The 16476-nt window shown below is 63.8% G+C and carries 15 protein-coding genes and 1 tRNA gene; 5 read left to right on the top strand and 11 right to left on the bottom strand.

The window, feature by feature from the left end; all coding sequences use genetic code 11:
• Nucleotides 1-307 precede the first annotated feature (307 nt).
• The 4 genes from AC522E_RS09210 to AC522E_RS09195 all read left to right on the top strand — a co-directional run bounded on the left by AC522E_RS09210 (nucleotide 308) and on the right by AC522E_RS09195 (nucleotide 5959).
• Nucleotides 308-730, top strand: a complete 423-nt coding sequence (locus AC522E_RS09210) for a BA14K family protein (protein ID WP_500750121.1) — start codon at nucleotides 308-310, stop codon at nucleotides 728-730.
• Between the two features lie 432 nt (nucleotides 731-1162).
• Complete coding sequence (locus AC522E_RS09205; RefSeq protein ID WP_500750120.1) at nucleotides 1163-1360, top strand: hypothetical protein; 198 nt, start codon at nucleotides 1163-1165, stop codon at nucleotides 1358-1360.
• Between the two features lie 250 nt (nucleotides 1361-1610).
• Nucleotides 1611-2816, top strand: a complete 1206-nt coding sequence (locus AC522E_RS09200; RefSeq protein WP_500750118.1) for an efflux RND transporter periplasmic adaptor subunit — start codon at nucleotides 1611-1613, stop codon at nucleotides 2814-2816.
• Complete coding sequence (locus tag AC522E_RS09195; protein WP_500750117.1) at nucleotides 2816-5959, top strand: efflux RND transporter permease subunit; 3144 nt, start codon at nucleotides 2816-2818, stop codon at nucleotides 5957-5959. The genes AC522E_RS09200 and AC522E_RS09195 overlap by 1 nt, the downstream gene beginning before the upstream one ends.
• Nucleotides 5960-6139: 180 nt before the next feature.
• Here the strand turns inward: AC522E_RS09195 and AC522E_RS09190 are convergent.
• The 7 genes from AC522E_RS09190 to AC522E_RS09160 form a co-directional block, all read right to left on the bottom strand.
• A tRNA-Pro gene (locus AC522E_RS09190) sits at nucleotides 6140-6217 on the bottom strand.
• 65 nt (nucleotides 6218-6282) lie between these two features.
• Nucleotides 6283-6795: a MerR family transcriptional regulator gene (locus AC522E_RS09185; RefSeq protein WP_500750116.1), complete on the bottom strand. Its 513-nt coding sequence runs from the start codon at nucleotides 6793-6795 to the stop codon at nucleotides 6283-6285.
• Between the two features lie 8 nt (nucleotides 6796-6803).
• A complete protein-coding gene (locus AC522E_RS09180) occupies nucleotides 6804-7115 on the bottom strand; it encodes an integration host factor subunit alpha (RefSeq protein ID WP_500750114.1) in 312 nt (103 codons plus the stop codon).
• 106 nt (nucleotides 7116-7221) lie between these two features.
• A complete protein-coding gene (locus tag AC522E_RS09175) occupies nucleotides 7222-8199 on the bottom strand; it encodes a beta-ketoacyl-ACP synthase III (RefSeq protein WP_500750113.1) in 978 nt (325 codons plus the stop codon).
• Between the two features lie 12 nt (nucleotides 8200-8211).
• Nucleotides 8212-9246, bottom strand: a complete 1035-nt coding sequence (plsX, locus tag AC522E_RS09170) for a phosphate acyltransferase PlsX (protein ID WP_500750112.1) — start codon at nucleotides 9244-9246, stop codon at nucleotides 8212-8214.
• Between the two features lie 132 nt (nucleotides 9247-9378).
• A complete protein-coding gene (locus AC522E_RS09165; protein WP_500750111.1) occupies nucleotides 9379-9894 on the bottom strand; it encodes a YceD family protein in 516 nt (171 codons plus the stop codon).
• Nucleotides 9884-10435 (bottom strand): ubiquinol-cytochrome C chaperone family protein, encoded by a 552-nt coding sequence (locus tag AC522E_RS09160; RefSeq protein ID WP_500750110.1) that lies wholly within the window; start codon nucleotides 10433-10435, stop codon nucleotides 9884-9886. Before AC522E_RS09160 ends, AC522E_RS09165 begins: the two co-directional genes overlap by 11 nt.
• A 103-nt stretch (nucleotides 10436-10538) precedes the next feature.
• Between AC522E_RS09160 and AC522E_RS09155 the strand changes: the two genes are divergently transcribed.
• Nucleotides 10539-10994, top strand: a complete 456-nt coding sequence (locus AC522E_RS09155; RefSeq protein WP_500750109.1) for an outer membrane protein assembly factor BamE — start codon at nucleotides 10539-10541, stop codon at nucleotides 10992-10994.
• A 92-nt stretch (nucleotides 10995-11086) separates the two neighbouring features.
• Here the strand turns inward: AC522E_RS09155 and AC522E_RS09150 are convergent, their stop codons facing one another.
• The 4 genes from AC522E_RS09150 to thiL all read right to left on the bottom strand — a co-directional run bounded on the left by AC522E_RS09150 (nucleotide 11087) and on the right by thiL (nucleotide 16475).
• Nucleotides 11087-11635: a DUF2087 domain-containing protein gene (locus AC522E_RS09150; RefSeq protein ID WP_500750108.1), complete on the bottom strand. Its 549-nt coding sequence runs from the start codon at nucleotides 11633-11635 to the stop codon at nucleotides 11087-11089.
• Nucleotides 11636-12000: 365 nt separating this feature from the next.
• Entirely contained in the window at nucleotides 12001-14124 is a 2124-nt protein-coding gene (locus tag AC522E_RS09145; RefSeq protein ID WP_500750107.1) for a sodium-translocating pyrophosphatase, read from the bottom strand.
• Between the two features lie 148 nt (nucleotides 14125-14272).
• Entirely contained in the window at nucleotides 14273-15511 is a 1239-nt protein-coding gene (locus AC522E_RS09140; RefSeq protein WP_500750106.1) for an MFS transporter, read from the bottom strand.
• Nucleotides 15486-16475 carry a thiamine-phosphate kinase gene (gene thiL / locus AC522E_RS09135; RefSeq protein ID WP_500750105.1) on the bottom strand — a complete coding sequence of 330 codons (990 nt, stop codon included), beginning with the start codon at nucleotides 16473-16475 and terminating at the stop codon, nucleotides 15486-15488. Before thiL ends, AC522E_RS09140 begins: the two co-directional genes overlap by 26 nt.
• Nucleotide 16476: the final 1 nt, after the last annotated feature.

Below are 16476 nucleotides of genomic sequence, written 5' to 3'. Positions count from 1 at the left end.
CCGCAAGGCTTCCCTAGAGAACTACGGGAGTAGGCCGCGGCGCGAGGCCGGACCGGACGTGAGGTCGCACCACCGGGGTCGTAAATCCGGAATCACGTCCAGCCTTGCCCCCTTCCCGCAACCCGCGGAAGAACCACTCCAAGGTGCGATGGGACACAAAAGCGTTGCTGTTTCTCGACTTTACTCGGTCGGGGCGCCCTTGGGGCCTCGGACGGCCAATTGTGCCGGATCACCTCTTCAGGCTATAGTGAAGCTTGAAAATTCCCGATGGCCGGAACTCCGGCCTGTTGCAATCCAGGAGTAAGAAATGCGCAAGTTCTTTGCGGCCCTGATCAGCGTGGCAACGCTCGCGACATCCTTGCCCGCGAGCGCGGACATGCTGCCGCGCGCGCCCCTGCCCGACATTCAGAAGGCCTACCCCAACGAAAGCTACTCACAATATTATTATCGCCGCGGCTACTACTATGGCCAGCCCTATTATGGACGCCCGTATTACCGCCGTGACAACGGCGCCGCCGTTGCCGCCGGAGTCGCTGGGCTTGCCGCCGGCGCCCTGATTGCCGGCGCCATCGCCAATTCCGCACAGGCTCAGCCTGCTGCCCCTCCTCCTCCCGGCACGGTCAGCCCCTCCGTCGCCGCCTACTGCGCGAAGAAGTACCGTTCGTACGACCCTGTCACGGGAACGTTCCTCGCCCATAACGGCATGCGCTACGTCTGCACCTATCCGTAACTGCCGACCTTCCGGCGCAGCCCCAGGGCTGCGCCGGCCTATTCTTTCTCGTTCATCCCTTCAGACCCGAGATTTTGAGGGTCTCGCGAGCACATCGCCCGGCTGTTTCGTCGTCGACGCCCTGGTCTGCAGGCTCCAGGTGGGATGAGGTGACGACCGTCGGACAATCCAATTGCCGTGCAATGGTCGCCATCGACCCTGGTTTTCAGAGGAGCCTGCCCGAGATTGTCGCGAAGCGGGCCATTCGCCACGAGTACAGGCCAGTTGCGGATTTCGGTATCGGGCCCGTGCCCGATATGAGTCGATGGGGCTAACTTCAGGCCGACCTGAGACCCTGTCTTGTCAGCATAAAAACGGAGATCGGCCTCCTTGCATCCTCCGAAGGCAGGGGCGACAGTCAAGCGCGCTCTGCAAGCAAGGCAGGAGGCTCCATTGTTCAATTGGATCGTTCGGGGGCTATGGTTCGTCGCTGGCGTCGTCACAGGATGGTTCATTGCCAGTGATGCCATAAACTTCGGTGTGGTTCAGATGGTCGTGGCGCTCCTGCTGCTCACCCTGATCGTCGGCATCTTCGCATTCTGGCCGGCCCACTGGAGGCTCAAGCGCAATCGCTCCAAGGAAGAGATGTGACTGGGCCCTGTCGGCCCGTCCCGATCCCGCGCCCATCCCAGCTGCATCATCGATCCATAAGGCATCGGTGCCCGGCGAGTGCCGCGAGGCCTTCCCGGAATGACGGGCCACGCCGGAACCACTCACTTTGCGGCTGGGTTGTTCAATCCTGAAGCTCGTGCGTTGCCTTTTGGAGGCTTGCATTGCTCCAACTGGACACTCTCAGGCTTTTCACCTGAGAATGCTCGTCCTGGCAATTTCGGAGGGCAGCGTGAACAAGCGCATCATCCTCTTTGCCGTGGCTGCCCTGGTGCTTTCCGTGGGTGCCTATTTCTTTTTCCTGCGTTCGCCCCGGGAGCAAGTCCCGCCGCGGACTTCGCCGGGACCACCTGCCCCCGAAGTCGGCATCACCGTCGTACAGCCGGCCGAGGTGCCGTATCCGGTGGAATATGCTGGCCGCGTCGTCGGCATCCGCGATGTCGAGGTGCGTCCTCAGGTCGGCGGCCTCCTTCTCAAGCGCGAATACGAGGAAGGAGCCCGTGTTGCACAGGACCAGGTGCTTTTCCGGATCGATCCTGCCACCTATGAAGTCGCCCTGAGTCGGGCGCAGGCACAGCTGGAACAGGCACAGGCGGCACTTGCGCAGGCAGAGGACAACTTCAACCGGATCGAACCGCTCGCTCGCCGCGGCATCTCGACGGACGTCCAGCTCCAGGAGGCTCGCTCCCAACGGGATCAGGCCCGTGCCGGCGTCCATCTCGCCGAGGCCGAGGTCCAGAGCGCCAAGCTGAACCTCAGCTATACCACTGTAACTGCACCCGCCGCCGGCGTCACGGCGCTGGAGTCGCCGCCGGTCGGCGCGCTCATCCAGGCGCAACAGACGCTTCTGACCACCATTACACAGCTCGACCCGGCCTATGTGAATTTCTCCTTCACCAACGAGGAGGGCCGAGCGTTCCGGGCTCTGAACGAGCGACGGGAAAAGCCGATCTCGGAAAAGGACCTGACGGTCGAGCTTCTCTACGCACGGGAAGCAGCCTATCCGCATCTCGGCACAATCGACACGGCTGCCCAGCGGGTCGATCCACAGACCGGGACGGTCCAGGCGCGGGTCGTCTTTCCAAACCCGGACGGGATCCTGTTGCCGGGACAATTCGTCCGGGTGCGTCTTCAGGGCGTCACGCTCCCGAACGCCATTGTCGTCCCGCACGAAGCCGTGAGCCAGGGCCCGGAGGGTCCCTCGGTCTATGTGGTCGGCGAAAATGGGAATGCTCAGGTCCGTCCGATCCGCCTGGGACCCGATCTCGCGGCGGGATGGGTCGTTCGAGACGGGCTGACGGGTGGCGAGCGTGTCATCGTGGATGGCGTTATCCGCGTCCGGCCGGGCCAGCCCGTCCGACCGGTCCCGGTGAAGACCAAGCCGCAGGCTGCGCAGAATGCAAAGACCCAGAACGGTCAGCCAGGAGCTCGTCCCTGATGCTGCGGTTTTTCATCGATCGCCCGATCTTCGCCTCGGTCATTTCCATCGTGATCGTGCTCGCGGGGTTCCTCGCCATGAGGGCGCTGCCGATTGCGCAGTATCCGGAAATCGTGCCGCCCCAGGTCGTGGTATCGGCAACATATCCGGGAGCAAGCGCCCAGACGATCGGTGAGACCGTGGCGGCGCCCCTTGAGCAGCAGATCAACGGAGTCGAGGGCATGATCTACATGCAATCGACCTCAACCGGTTCGGGAACCATGAGCCTGTCGGTCTATTTCCAGACCGGCACAGATCCAGATCAAGCGACGATCAACGTCAACAACCGCGTCCAGCGCGCGACGGCGGTCCTGCCCGAGGAGGTAAGGCGGCAGGGCGTCACCGTCGCCAAGCGGTCGACTTCGATCCTGCAGCTCGTTGCTTTGTCATCGCCCGACCGCCGCTACGATCCCATTTATATCTCCAACTATGCTCTCGTGAACGTCATCGACGAGCTGCGGCGCACGCCCGGCGTCGGCGACGCCTCGTTCTTCGGCGCCTCCGACTATTCGATGCGCATCTGGCTCAGCCCCGACAAGGTCGCCCAACTGGGCCTTACTCCAGGCGACATTGCCGCGGCCATCCGCGACCAGAACGCTCAGTTCGCGGCCGGACGGTTTGGAGAGGAGCCCACGCCGGGCCGCCAGGCCTTCACCTATTCGGCGATCACGAAAGGCCGTTTCGCCGATCCTCGCGAGTTCGAGCAGATCATCCTGCGCTCCGACGAGAATGGAGCGGCCCTGCGGCTCAGGGATGTCGCCCGGGTCGAACTCGGCTCCCTGAACTATTCCACGGTGTCGACGCTCAACGGTGCGCCGACGGTGCCGATCGGCATCTATCTCCAGCCCGGCGCCAACGCGCTGCAGGTGTCGAGCGCCGTCAACGCGACGATGGACCGGCTTGCACGGCGCTTCCCTGACGGGCTGCGCTATGACGTGCCCTACAATACGACGCTCTTCATCAACGCCTCCATCGCGGCCGTGATCCAGACCTTCATAGAGGCGATCGTGCTGGTGGTGGTCGTCGTCTTCGTGTTCCTGCAAAACTGGCGGGCGACGCTGATCCCGATCCTCGCCGTTCCGGTCTCGATCGTCGGCACCTTCGGCGGCATGTACCTGCTCGGTTTCTCGATCAACCTCCTCACATTGTTCGGCCTCATCCTCGCCATCGGCATCGTGGTCGACGACGCCATCATTGTGCTGGAAAACGTCGAACGCATCATGTCCACCGAGGGCAAGAGTCCACGCGACGCAGCAATCCAGACGATGCAGGAGGTGAGCGGCCCCGTCCTCGCCATCGTATTCGTCCTCTGCGCGGTTTTCATCCCCGTCTCATTCCTTGGTGGGCTCGCGGGCGAGCTCTACCGGCAGTTTGCAATCACGATTGCCGTCTCGGTCGTCATCTCCGGTATCGTGGCTCTGACTTTGACCCCTGCGCTCTGCGCGCTCCTGTTGAAGCCCGGGCACCGCGAACCCTGGCTGCCGTTCCGGATCTTCAACCGCGGCTTCGACTGGGTGACCGAACGTTTCATGAGCGGCACGGGCTACTTCCTGCGCCATGCCCTCGTCGCGCTGATGGTCGTCGCCGTCATGCTCGGCGCGACGTGGTGGCTGTTCCAGCGGGTTCCGGGCGCCCTTGTCCCGGCCGAGGACCAGGGTTCCGTCATGCTCGTGACCATGCTGCCTCCGGCGGCGTCTCTCGACCGGACGGTCGACGTCACCACCCAGGTGACGGCAGGCGCCATGCGGAACCCGGCTGTCGAGAACGTGGTGACGGTGGCGGGATTTGACCTGCTCTCGATTGCACAGAAGACCAATGCCGGGGTCTCCTTCGTGTCCCTCAAGGATTGGTCGCAACGGACCGATCCCCGGCTGGACGCCCGCAACCTCGCCCCGGCCTTTGCGGCACTCAACGCGAACTTCCGAGACGGAATCGTGATCGGCTTCAACCCGCCGCCCATTCCCGGATTGAGCACGACCGGCGGGTTCGAGTTTTATCTCCAGGACCGGTCCGGCAGCTCCCTGGAGAGCCTCGCCCAATCCGCCCAGCAGGTCGTCCAGGCAGCCAACCGGCGCCCTGAGCTCGCGGGCGTGTCCACTACCTTCAACACAGGCACGCCGCAATACAGCCTCGAGGTCGACCGCGACAAGGCAAAGGCCCTCGGCGTCCCGATCACGAGCATCTTCGACACGATGCAGAGCACATTCGGGAGCTTATACGTCAACGATTTCAGCCTTTTCGGACGAACCTATCGGGTGAGCCTGTCGTCGGAAGCCGAATTCCGTCAGTCTCCCAACGACCTGCAGCACGTCTTCGTCCGCTCGGCCGCCAATGCCCTGGTGCCGCTCAGCGTCCTCGTCACAGCCACCCGCATTGTCGGTCCGGACGTGGTCGATCGGTTCAATGTATTCCCCTCCGCCAAAATCCAGGGCAACCCGGCGCCGGGCTACTCCTCCGGTCAGGCGATCGCCGCGATGGAGCAGGTCGTGTCGCAGACCTTGTCATCGGACTACGCCATCGGCTGGACAGGATCGGCCTATCAGGAGCTACAGTCGGCCGGGACCGGGGCGCAGGGCTTCCTGTTCGGTTTGGTGATGGTGTTCCTGATCCTGGCGGCGCAGTATGAGCGATGGTCACTGCCGCTTGCTGTGCTGACGGCCGTGCCCTTTGCGGTGTTCGGCGCCATCCTGGCCATTTGGCTGCGCGGAATCGAGAACGACATCTACTTCCAGGTCGGACTTGTCACCCTCATCGGGCTTGCTGCCAAAAACGCCATCCTGATCGTCGAGGTCGCGTCCGAGCGCTACCAGGAAGGGATGTCGGTCTTCGACGCCGCCCTCGAGGCGGCCCGGTTGCGGTTTCGCCCGATCGTGATGACGTCGTTCGCCTTCATCCTGGGCGTCCTGCCGCTTGCGGTCGCCACCGGTGCCAGCTCCGCCAGCCGCCACTCGATCGGCACCGGCGTCGTCGGCGGCATGATCGCGGCAACGTTCGTCGCCGTTCTGTTCGTGCCGTTGTTCTTCCGGCTCGTCACGCGCCCGAGAAAGCATGCTGAATCGGCCGCGCTGGAGCGAGGAGCGCCGTCACCGACGCGTCGGGCCTAGGGATCGCAGGGCCGGTGCGGGCCGGCTCGCTACCCCCATACCGAATCGGGACCGCATCACGCCGATGCGTCCAATTGCTGACATGTTTTCGGAAAGTCGGCCTCAAGGGGCTGGCAAGAACGACAGGGGTCCGGCCACCTGGAGCCTAGGAGCGGCCCCGACTTAAGTCCTTGAAGTAAATGGTCGGAGCGAGAGGATTTGAACCTCCGACCCCTAGTCCCCCAGACTAGTGCGCTAACCGGGCTGCGCTACGCTCCGACTGACGCGCCATATAAGCCGACAATCCGCCGGACGCAATCTCTGATGCCGAGAAAAGCGGCATCTTATTCGCTGATGCCGGGCTCCGGCGGAGTTCGGAGCGTGCTCAGGACACGGTCGCATTCAAGCAACTCGTCCAGGGCCGCGTGAAGCCCCTCCCAGTCGGCCTCGGCCTGACGGGGCTCGAAGGCCCGCGTATCGACAGCATGCTGTTCTTGAGGAAAATCTTCCCTGTCGTGATCGGGGGCTTCGGCAGCGCCCGTTTCCGGACGATTGGCTGCCACGGCCTGCTCGCCACGGCCCACGGCCTGGACGAAGCGGATTCCCTCTTCCTTGAGGATGCGCTGCACGCCCTTGATCGTATAACCTTCCCCATACAGGAGCTGACGGATTCCCTTGAGAAGGTCGATATCGTCGCGGCGGTAGTAGCGCCGTCCGCCGCCACGCTTGAGCGGCCTGATGGAAGCGAACCGCGTCTCCCAGAAGCGCAGCACGTGCTGCGGCAGATCAAGATCCTCCGCGACCTCGCTGATGGTGCGGAATGCATCGGGGCTCTTATCCACGGCGCCGCCGACCATGGCGGACCTCAATCCTCTCCGGTGGCGGTTTCGCCGTTGATGTGGGCCTTGAGGACATTTGAGGGCTTGAACACCATGACCCGGCGCGGATCGATCGGGACTTCGACCCCGGTCTTGGGATTGCGTCCGACACGCTCGCCCTTGCTGCGGACGATGAAGGATCCGAAGGACGAGAGCTTGACGGTCTCGCCGGCGGCGAGGCTGTCGCAGATCTCCGCCAGGACGCGCTCCACCAATTCCGCCGATTCGGTTCGCGACAGACCGACCTTCTGGTAGACGGCCTCGCTGAGGTCCGCCCTCGTCACAGTTTTACCTGCCATCGAAATCCCCCACGCACGGAAGCTCTGCCTGCGGCTCAATTCCCGAAGACGCTATGCAGACAGGGCCTTACGGTCAACCGTTGACATGACGGGAAAATCTCCCGTGTCACCAACGGATGAGGGCACTGCCCCAGGTGAAACCGCCGCCGATGGCCTCGATCATCACCAGGTCGCCCTGCTTGATGCGCCCGTCCTTGCGCGCCACATCGAGGGCAAGCGGAATCGATGCGGCGGACGTGTTGCCATGGCGATCCACCGTGATGACGACCTTGTCCTGCGCGATGCCGAGCTTGTCGGCACTGGCCGTGATGATGCGCCTGTTGGCCTGATGAGGGACGAACCAGGATAGATCCTCGGCCGTCGTCCCCGTGGCGGTGAACGCGTCCTGCACCACGTCCGTCACCGAGCCGACTGCGAAACGGAAGACTTCCTTGCCCTCCATCTTGAGCACGCCTGTGGTCTTCGTGGATCCCGGGCCGCCGTTCACGTAGAGCTTCTCGCGATAGCGGCCGTCGGACCGCAGGTGCGACGTCAGCACGCCCCGATCGGCCGAGGTGCCCTCGCCTTCCTGTGCTTCGAGCACGATCGCGCCGGCGCCGTCGCCGAAGAGAACGCAGGTGGTACGGTCCTTCCAATCGAGGATACGCGAGAACGTCTCCGCCCCGATCACGAGTGCGCGCCTGTGAGAACCCGAGATGAGGAACTTGTCGGCGGTCGCCACGGCATAGACGAAGCCCGTGCAGACCGCCTGGAGATCGAACGCGGCGCCGTGGGTCATGCCGAGACCATTCTGGATCATGGTCGCAGTCGACGGGAAGGTGTAGTCCGGTGTCGACGTGGCGCAGATGACGAGGTCGATATCATCGGGCGTCAGGCCCGCGTCGGCGAGCGCCGCCTCCGCGGCCTTGATGCCGAGGATCGACGTCGTCTCGCTGTCGTCGGCGATATGACGCGCCTCGATGCCCGTGCGCTGCACGATCCATTCGTGGGAAGTCTCTACCAGCTTCTCGAGATCGTAATTCGTGACGCGACGCTTCGGCAGATATGAGCCGACGCCACGCACAACGGAACGGATGCGTTTCAAGATGTGCCTTCCTCAGGCCTGTTGCTCGACCGGATCATGCTCGAGCATGGCACGGATTGTCTTCATCAATTCGAAATGCGCCATGTCATAGGCGACGTCGATGGCGCTGGCGAAGCCGAGAGTGTCGGTTCCCCCATGGCTCTTCACCACCACTCCCTCCAGGCCAAGGAACACGCCGCCATTGACCTTGCGCGGATCCATCTTGTCCTTGAGAGCGTCGAAGGCCTGCTTCGCGAAAAGATACCCGATCTTGGCCATCAGGGTCCGACTCATGGCGGAGCGGAGATATTCGGCGATCTGCTTGGCCGTGCCTTCAGCCGTCTTCAGTGCGATATTGCCGGTGAAGCCCTCGGTCACGACCACATCGACAGTGCCCTTGCCCAGATCGTCGCCTTCCACGAATCCGCGGTAATCGAGATGGGCCAGATTTGATTCCTTGAGAATCCGGCTTGCCTCCTTGACGGTCTCGATGCCCTTGATCTCCTCGGTCCCCACGTTGAGCAGCCCGACGGTCGGGCGGTCGAGATCGAAGACGATGCGGGCCATGGCAGCCCCCATGATGGCCATGTCGACCAGATGCCCCGCATCAGCGCCAATGGTTGCGCCCACGTCGAGCACGATGCTCTCGCCACGCAGGGTCGGCCACATGCACGCGATGGCCGGGCGCTCGATATGAGCCATGGTCTTGAGGCAGATCTTTGCGGTGGCCATCAATGCGCCGGTGTTGCCGGCCGAAACCGCCGCGTCCGCCTCTCCGTCCCGGACGGCCTGCACGGTCTTCCACATCGAGGACCGGCCCCGGCCCATGCGAATCGCCTGGCTCGGCTTTTCATCCATGCCGATGGCGATTTCGGTATGGCGGATCTCAGTCACTGCCTTGAGCGCCGGATAGCCGTTGAGGATCGGCGTGAGGACCTGCTCGTTCCCGAACAGGAGAAACCGGACGTCGGGGTGACGCTCGAGGGCCAATGCGGCCCCCGGGATGACGACGGAGGGGCCGTGGTCGCCGCCCATCGCATCAAGCGAAATCCGGACTGGCTGGGACATGGGCGGTCAAATCTTTCTGAAAATTCGTACGACGCGGGCGGAAAATAGCGGTTTGCGGGGGCACCGCAACCGAATTCTGTTCCTTGGCCGGGGTCTGTCTCAAGGCGACGATTTCATCGCCTGACCGGACATTTAGTCCTTCTCCTTCAAGGTATCCAGAGCCGCGAAGGGCGAATCTTTGGCGTCCCTGGGATCCTTGTAGTCGAAGCTGATTCCGGGCTTGCGGGGGTACGGATCGAGGCCCAGGGCCAGGAACTCGGCCGTTAGGGCACCGAGGTCGATCTGCCCATTCACGATCTCGTCCGGCGGCTCGTATTCATGCATCTCGGTCGGCGGCTCCGGAGGCATCCCCGAGGTCTCCGCAAAATCGACCTCCACGTCCTCCTCGATGGTCGAATCGAAGGGCTCGAGGCTCACGACGCAGATCTGGGTGATCGTGGCCTTTACCGTCCCCGTCACATGGACGCCCTTGGCGCTGGTGGTCAGGTTGAAGTCGCCGGAAAGGGATTCTATTCCCGGCATCCCGAAATCCTGGGCCAGAGCCCGGCATTCCTCGTCGGACGCCTCCACATGAACATGCTTGCCCGCCGGTGGAATGTTCACGACATCGACGATCCGGGTCAGTGGACCTACGGCTTCAGGCGTCATGGCGCTCCTCCCCTGCAAAGGTTTCGGGTTTCGGAAACACGGGTCCCCGCTCCAGAATCGCGGCAAGATCCGAATTTGTCAGGTCGCTGTCGGCCGCCAGCGCGTAGCGCGCGAGGGAAAAGGCCGGCGTATCGGCTCCACAGGCATTTCGCCCGAGCGCCTCGGCAAGGGCGGCCTCGTCCTTCTCTTCCAAGGGAAGATCATAGGCGTGAGCCCGGCCGTAGAAGGAGGAAGCGAGTTTTTTCATTCGCTTCGGAACAACGGTATCCCCCGTTCCCATCTCCCGCAGGGACGCGTCCAGGTCCTTGAAGAACGCATCCGTCAGGTCCTTGGCCACGTCATCGGCCGGAGGTGGAAGGCGGCGCAGGGCTCGTAGGGTCAGAACCATATGGAGCGACAGGGACTCGAAACGGCCTTCCAGGGTATCCGGAATGCCAAGCTCCGCATAGAGGCCCGGAGCGCGCGAGGCGTTGGCGACCCGCTCATAAAGCGACGCGATCAGGATGCGCCGAGGATCCCGCCGAAAGAGACTGAAGATCACTGCTTTGGGCCTTCCCGCCTTGTCAAACACGTGACACCGGGTTACGCCATCACCGTCCAAAGGCGCAAGCTTGTCCGCGCCACAATCCTGGAAGAACCCTACGATGCGTCGATATCACACTCTCTTCGTGCGCTTGGCGGCAGCGACTTTCCTGGCCACATCCCTCGCTGGCTGCATGGGCGGAGAAGAATTCCATCGCGGTTACTTTGTGGATGAGCAGACCGTCAGCCAGGTCAAGAAGGGCATGAGCGCCGAACAGGTGCTCACCACGCTCGGCACACCCTCGACCGTATCCACCGTCGGCAACAAGAACTGGTATTATATCAGCCAGACCTCCCGCCGCCGCTTCCAGTTCATGGGAGAGCAGATCGTCGATCAGAAGGTCATGGCGGTCTATTTCGACAATGGCCTCCGGGTGGAACGGGTCGCCCTCTACGGTCTACAGGATGGCAAGGTCTTCGACTTCATTTCCCGGACGACACCCTCCGGCGGCCAGGAATCGAGTTTCCTGGGCCAGCTCCTGCGCGGAACCAACAACTTCAACCCGTTCGGGGTCTGATCCTTCCGCCGGAATGGAACGACAAGGCCGGGCATCGCCCGGCCTTTTCTTTGAGGTGGAACGCGACAGATCGGAGAGCCTTCCCTACAGGCTCAGCCGGCTCCCAGCCGCTGTTTCAGGAGCCGCGTCATCGCCTGGGCATCCGCTGGCATCGGCTGCTCCACGCGGCGGTAGATCCGGCCGTCGCGGGTGCGTTCCACCATGCCGAGATCGCAGAGTTCGCGGCGCAGCAGCGCATGGTCGCCAAAGCAATGCTGGGTCTGCAGATGCTCGTTGACCTCCCGCTCGGAGAGATCCTGCTTTGCCGGCACGCGTGACCACAGCACCCACAAGGCAATCACCCGTTCGCTGCGTTTCGCGGGCCACCGCTCCAACCGCCCTTCGGAATCGTAGCATCGCGCCAGGCGCTCGAGCCTGCGGAAATCAACCGCCTCCGCCGCGACGGGCTGGTCGTTCAGCCGATCATAGGCGGCAATCTGGGCCCGAAGCTGCTGGAAATTGCGATGCCCGACGGAGCGCGCGAGCATGTTGAGCATTTCCACGTGGCCGGGCGGAGCCTCCTGACCGGCAAGCTGCTGGCGCAGGGACCGCGCGACGGCGGAAATATCGTGAGCAAAAAATGGCAGAGCCGTTCTGGACATGACCTATCCCTCTTTGTCGTGCCTATCCGACGCGGGATGACCGGTGATCGCCCTTCCGACGCGGCACGGGAGAGTGGTGTCCGTCGAGATGAGAAATGGCAGGTTTAGCGTGCCCTTGTCAGGGCGGCGATGCCTCGGTGAACTGCGGACCGTGCCTCTCGATAATACGTCGCGTCCTGCGGATCAAGTTCCGTCGTGCCGGCCGGCGCCCTGCCCGGCCCATGGCCCTCCGCGAGAATGCGGTCCTTCCCGCCCCACCGGGAACCGGCCGCTTCGTCAGGATGAGACCGGCGAAACAGATTTCGGAAACGAAAAGGCCCCGCGGCGCGAACCGCGGGGCCCTTTCGTTGACGTTCTGGGTGCGATCAGGAATGCGCCAGGATCGCGAGCAGCAGCAAGGCGATGATGTTGGTGATCTTGATCGCCGGGTTCACGGCGGGGCCCGCCGTGTCCTTGTAGGGGTCGCCGACGGTGTCGCCGGTGACGGAGGCCTTATGAGCCTCGGAACCCTTATGGTGCGTCGTGCCGGAGCTGTCCGTGAAACCGTCCTCGAAGGACTTCTTCGCGTTGTCCCATGCACCGCCGCCGGACGTCATGGAAATCGCCACGAAGAGACCGGTGACGATCACACCGAGCAGCATCGCGCCCACGGCCGAGAAGGCCTGGCTCTTGCCGGCAATGGCATAGACCACGAAATAGGTCACGATGGGCGCAAGCACCGGGAGCAACGACGGGACGATCATCTCCTTGATCGCCGCGCGGGTCAGCATGTCGACCGCACGCCCGTAGTCGGGACGCTCGGTTCCGGCCATGATGCCCGGCTTTTCCTTGAACTGCCGCCGCACCTCCTCGACCACCGCTCCCGCCGCACGTCCCACCGCCGTCATGGCGATGCCGCCGAACAGGAACGGGATGAGGCCGCCGAAGAGCAGGCCGACGACCACGTAGGGATTGGCGAGGGAGAAGTCCGGCTTCACGCCCTGGAAATACGGATAGGTAGCCGCATTCTGCGTGAAGTAGTTCAGGTCCGACGTGTAAGCGGCGAAGAGCACCAGCGCGCCGAGGCCAGCCGAGCCGATCGCATAGCCCTTGGTGACGGCCTTGGTTGTATTGCCGACAGCGTCGAGGGCATCGGTGGACTTGCGCACCTCCTTCGGCAGGCCCGCCATTTCCGCGATACCGCCCGCATTGTCGGTAACCGGACCGAAAGCATCGAGAGCGACGATCATGCCGGCCAGGGCCAGCATGGCGGTCACCGCGATGGCAATGCCGAACAGGCCCGCCAGCGTGTAGCCGACGATGATGCCGGCGATGATGACGAGCGCCGGAAGCGCCGTCGACTCGAGGGACATAGCCAGCCCCTGGATCACGTTCGTTCCATGTCCCGTGACCGAGGCCTGGGCGATGGAGCGGACGGGCCGGAAGCCGACGCCCGTGTAGTACTCTGTGATCACGACGATGAGAGCCGTCACGGCGAGTCCCACGACCGCACACCAGAACAGCGAAAGGCCCGTATAGGACGTCCCCGCGACCGGTCCGAACCCGATCGTGAAGTAGGTCACGAGGGCGATGGCGATGATGGAGAGGATGCCGGTGACCACCAGACCCTTGTAGAGGGCGCCCATGATCGACTCGTTCTGCCCGAGCTTCACGAAGAACGTCCCGATGATCGAGGTCACGATGCAGGCGGCGCCGATGCCGAGAGGATACAGCAGCATCGATTCGAGGATCGGCTGACCCGCGAAGAAGATCGCAGCGAGAACCATCGTGGCGACGACCGTCACCGCGTAGGTCTCGAAGAGGTCCGCTGCCATGCCGGCACAGTCGCCGACATTGTCGCCCACGTTGTCGGCGATGGTCGCCGGATTGCGCGGGTCGTCCTCCGGAATGCCGGCTTCGACCTTGCCCACAAGGTCGCCGCCCACGTCGGCGCCCTTGGTGAAGATGCCGCCGCCAAGGCGGGCGAAGATGGAAATGAGGGATGCGCCAAAGCCTAGCGCCACCAGGCTGTCAATCACCTCGCGGCTGCCGGAGGGAAGCCCTGCGATCCGCGTCAGGTAGCCGAAATACAGGGCGACGCCGAGAAGGGCGAGGCCCGCCACCAGCAGGCCGGTCACCGCACCGGCCTTGAAGGCGACATCGAGGCCGCCGCCGAGGGACTGGGTCGCAGCCTGGGCGGTGCGGACATTGGCACGGACCGATACGTTCATGCCGATGAAGCCCGCGGCCCCTGAGAGGATGGCACCGATCGCAAAGCCGAAGGCCACGCGGATCCCGAGCAGATAGGCGATGATGACGAACAACACCACGCCGACGATGGCGATGGTGATGTACTGCCGTCGGAGATAGGCCTTCGCGCCTTCGGCGATCGCGGCTGCGATCTCCTGCATGCGCTGCGAGCCGGCGTCGCGCTTCATCACGTCGTTGATGGCCCAGAGGCCATAAGCTAGCGAAAGTAGGCCGCCCAAAATAATAAGGGTAAGTGCCATTGTGCCATCCTTGTTATGGGAATCAGAATGCCACGATCAAAGCCTGTATTTCGGCCTTGACCGGCCCTTACCCCCAGCGAAGTTCGTAAACGCTGCCAAAATTCCAAGCAGGCTGCAACGCAACTTCCGAATGACTCACAGGAAGACTTCAGGCCGGGAAGGAAACTTTCCGGGTTTTCTGCCACGCGAGCAGGAGCAGGACGGCGATCACGGGGGGGAATACGAGCCAGTTCACGCTCTCCCACCCCCCCGCGTTGAGCAGTCTGCCCGACGAGAAGGACGCGATGGCGACCGATCCGAAGACGAGGAAATCGTTGGCGGCCTGCACCTTCGTCCGTTCTTCCGGCCGATAGCAGTCGGTCACGAGAGACGTCGCGCCGATAAAACCGAAATTCCACCCGACTCCGAGGAGGATGAGCGTTCCCCAGAAATGGGCGATGCTCAGGCCTGACAGTCCGAGTGCCGCCGCGACGGCGATGAGCACGAGTCCCGTCGCAGTGACGGTCCCCTTGCCGAAACGGCCGATCACGCGACCCGTGAAGAAGCTCGGCCCGAACATGGCGAGGATGTGCCACTGGATGCCCAGCGCCGCAGTCCCGACGGGATGGCCGCATCCGATCATGGCCAGCGGCGCCGCCGTCATGACGAAGCTCATCAGGCCATAGGAGACGAGGCCCGCCGCAACGGCGACCACGAAACGTGGCTGCCGCATGATCTCCGAGAGCGGCCGCCCGGTATCGCTGCTGCCGCTCGACCTCGACGCTGCCGCCACGGGCGCTGGCCTGAGAAACGACACGACCACGAGGGACAGGAGCGCGAGGCCGGCCTGGCCGAGAAAGCCTCCGGAAAAAGGAGCAGTTGGAATCAGGTCCTTCGTCCAGATCACCGTCTGGGGCCCGATGATCCCGGCCGCCAGTCCGCCGGTCATGACCCAGGAAAGGGCCCGCGGCTTGAAGGCGTCGGACGCCGTATCCATAACCGCGAAGCGGAAGCTCTGAACGAAGGAGCCGTAGAACCCGGACAGAAAGGTGCCGAGACAGAAGATGACAAAACTCGCCGAGGCGATGCCGAAGGCCGCGAGGCAGCCGGCAAAAACGCAGAGTGCTGCTCCGCAGACATAGCCGCCACGGCGGCCGATCCGCCGCATCAGCATGGCGGCCGGGATCGTGCCCAGCGCGAGTCCCAGATTGGTGAGGCTCACCGGAAGCGTCGCCAGTTCCTTGTTCTCCGCCAGAACCTGCCCGACGAGCCCGCCGAGGGAGACGACGATGGCCGGATTGGCGCCGCCCAGGGCCTGTGCGCAGGCGAGGACAAGGGCATTCCGCTTCGCGAGACCATCCGCAGCCGGCACGGCAGCGGAGTCAGAAATGAGAGAAGGAGCCGACATCGTACCGTCTTTTGCGCGTTCCCATCCGAAAGACCGGCGCGGCATGACCCGGAACGACTCGACCGATGGCGGATAGCTTGACGCCGCACCTATCGGCCTCGGCACAGAAACTGTCGAGATTTTTTTCCGGCACGGCACAGAGAATTTCGTAGTCATCCCCACCGGTGACGATCCGGTCAAGGAGATCGGGCTCGGCCTTCACGGCCTTTTTCGCAGCCAGCGACAGAGGAACACGATCGAGGTCGACGATCCCCGAAACGCCGCTCACGCGCAGCATCTTGGCAAGATCCCCGGCAAGTCCGTCCGACACGTCCATGCTCGCCCGGGCGTAGGTCCTCACCGCCGCCGCAAGGCGGTGCCTCGGCTGGGGCCGCAGATAGCGGTCGGCGAGGAAGGCCGTGTCTCCGGGGTCGAGATGAGTGGCCCAGGGCGGAGCCTTCCGCAGATCGAGCCCGAGGGCGCCATCCCCGATGGTGCCGGTGACGCAGAGAATGTCGCCAGGTTGCGCGGCGGTGCGCGGCACCATGGATCCGGTCGGTACCTCGCCGAGGGCCGTGACCGACAGGGTCAGGGCTCCCCTCGCCTTCACAGTATCCCCGCCGAGGAGCGGGCAGCCGAACTCGCGGGCCGCGTCGCCGAGTCCATCCGCGAAATCGGATAGCCAGGCTTCGGTCCAATCCCCGGGCAGAGCCAGGCTGAGGAGGAAGCCGACGGGATCGGCGCCTTTCGCGGCAAGGTCGGACACATTGACGCCGAGCGCCTTGCGGGCGACGGCGTCCGGCGGGTCGCCGGGCAGGAAGTGGACCGTTTCGACAAGCGCATCGGTCGTCAGGACGAGATCGTGTCCGGGCGTGGGTGTCAGGCAGGCGGCATCGTCCTTCAGGCCGAGCCCGCCAGACGCTGCGAGAGGCGCGAAGAAGCGGGCGATGAGCATGTCCTCGGAAGGGCGCGGCGCGGATGTCATG

Source organism: Microvirga sp. BF8 (assembly GCF_059888585.1).
Note: the sequence above shows the minus strand (reverse complement) of the source record. Positions and strands in the feature narration are given on the sequence as shown.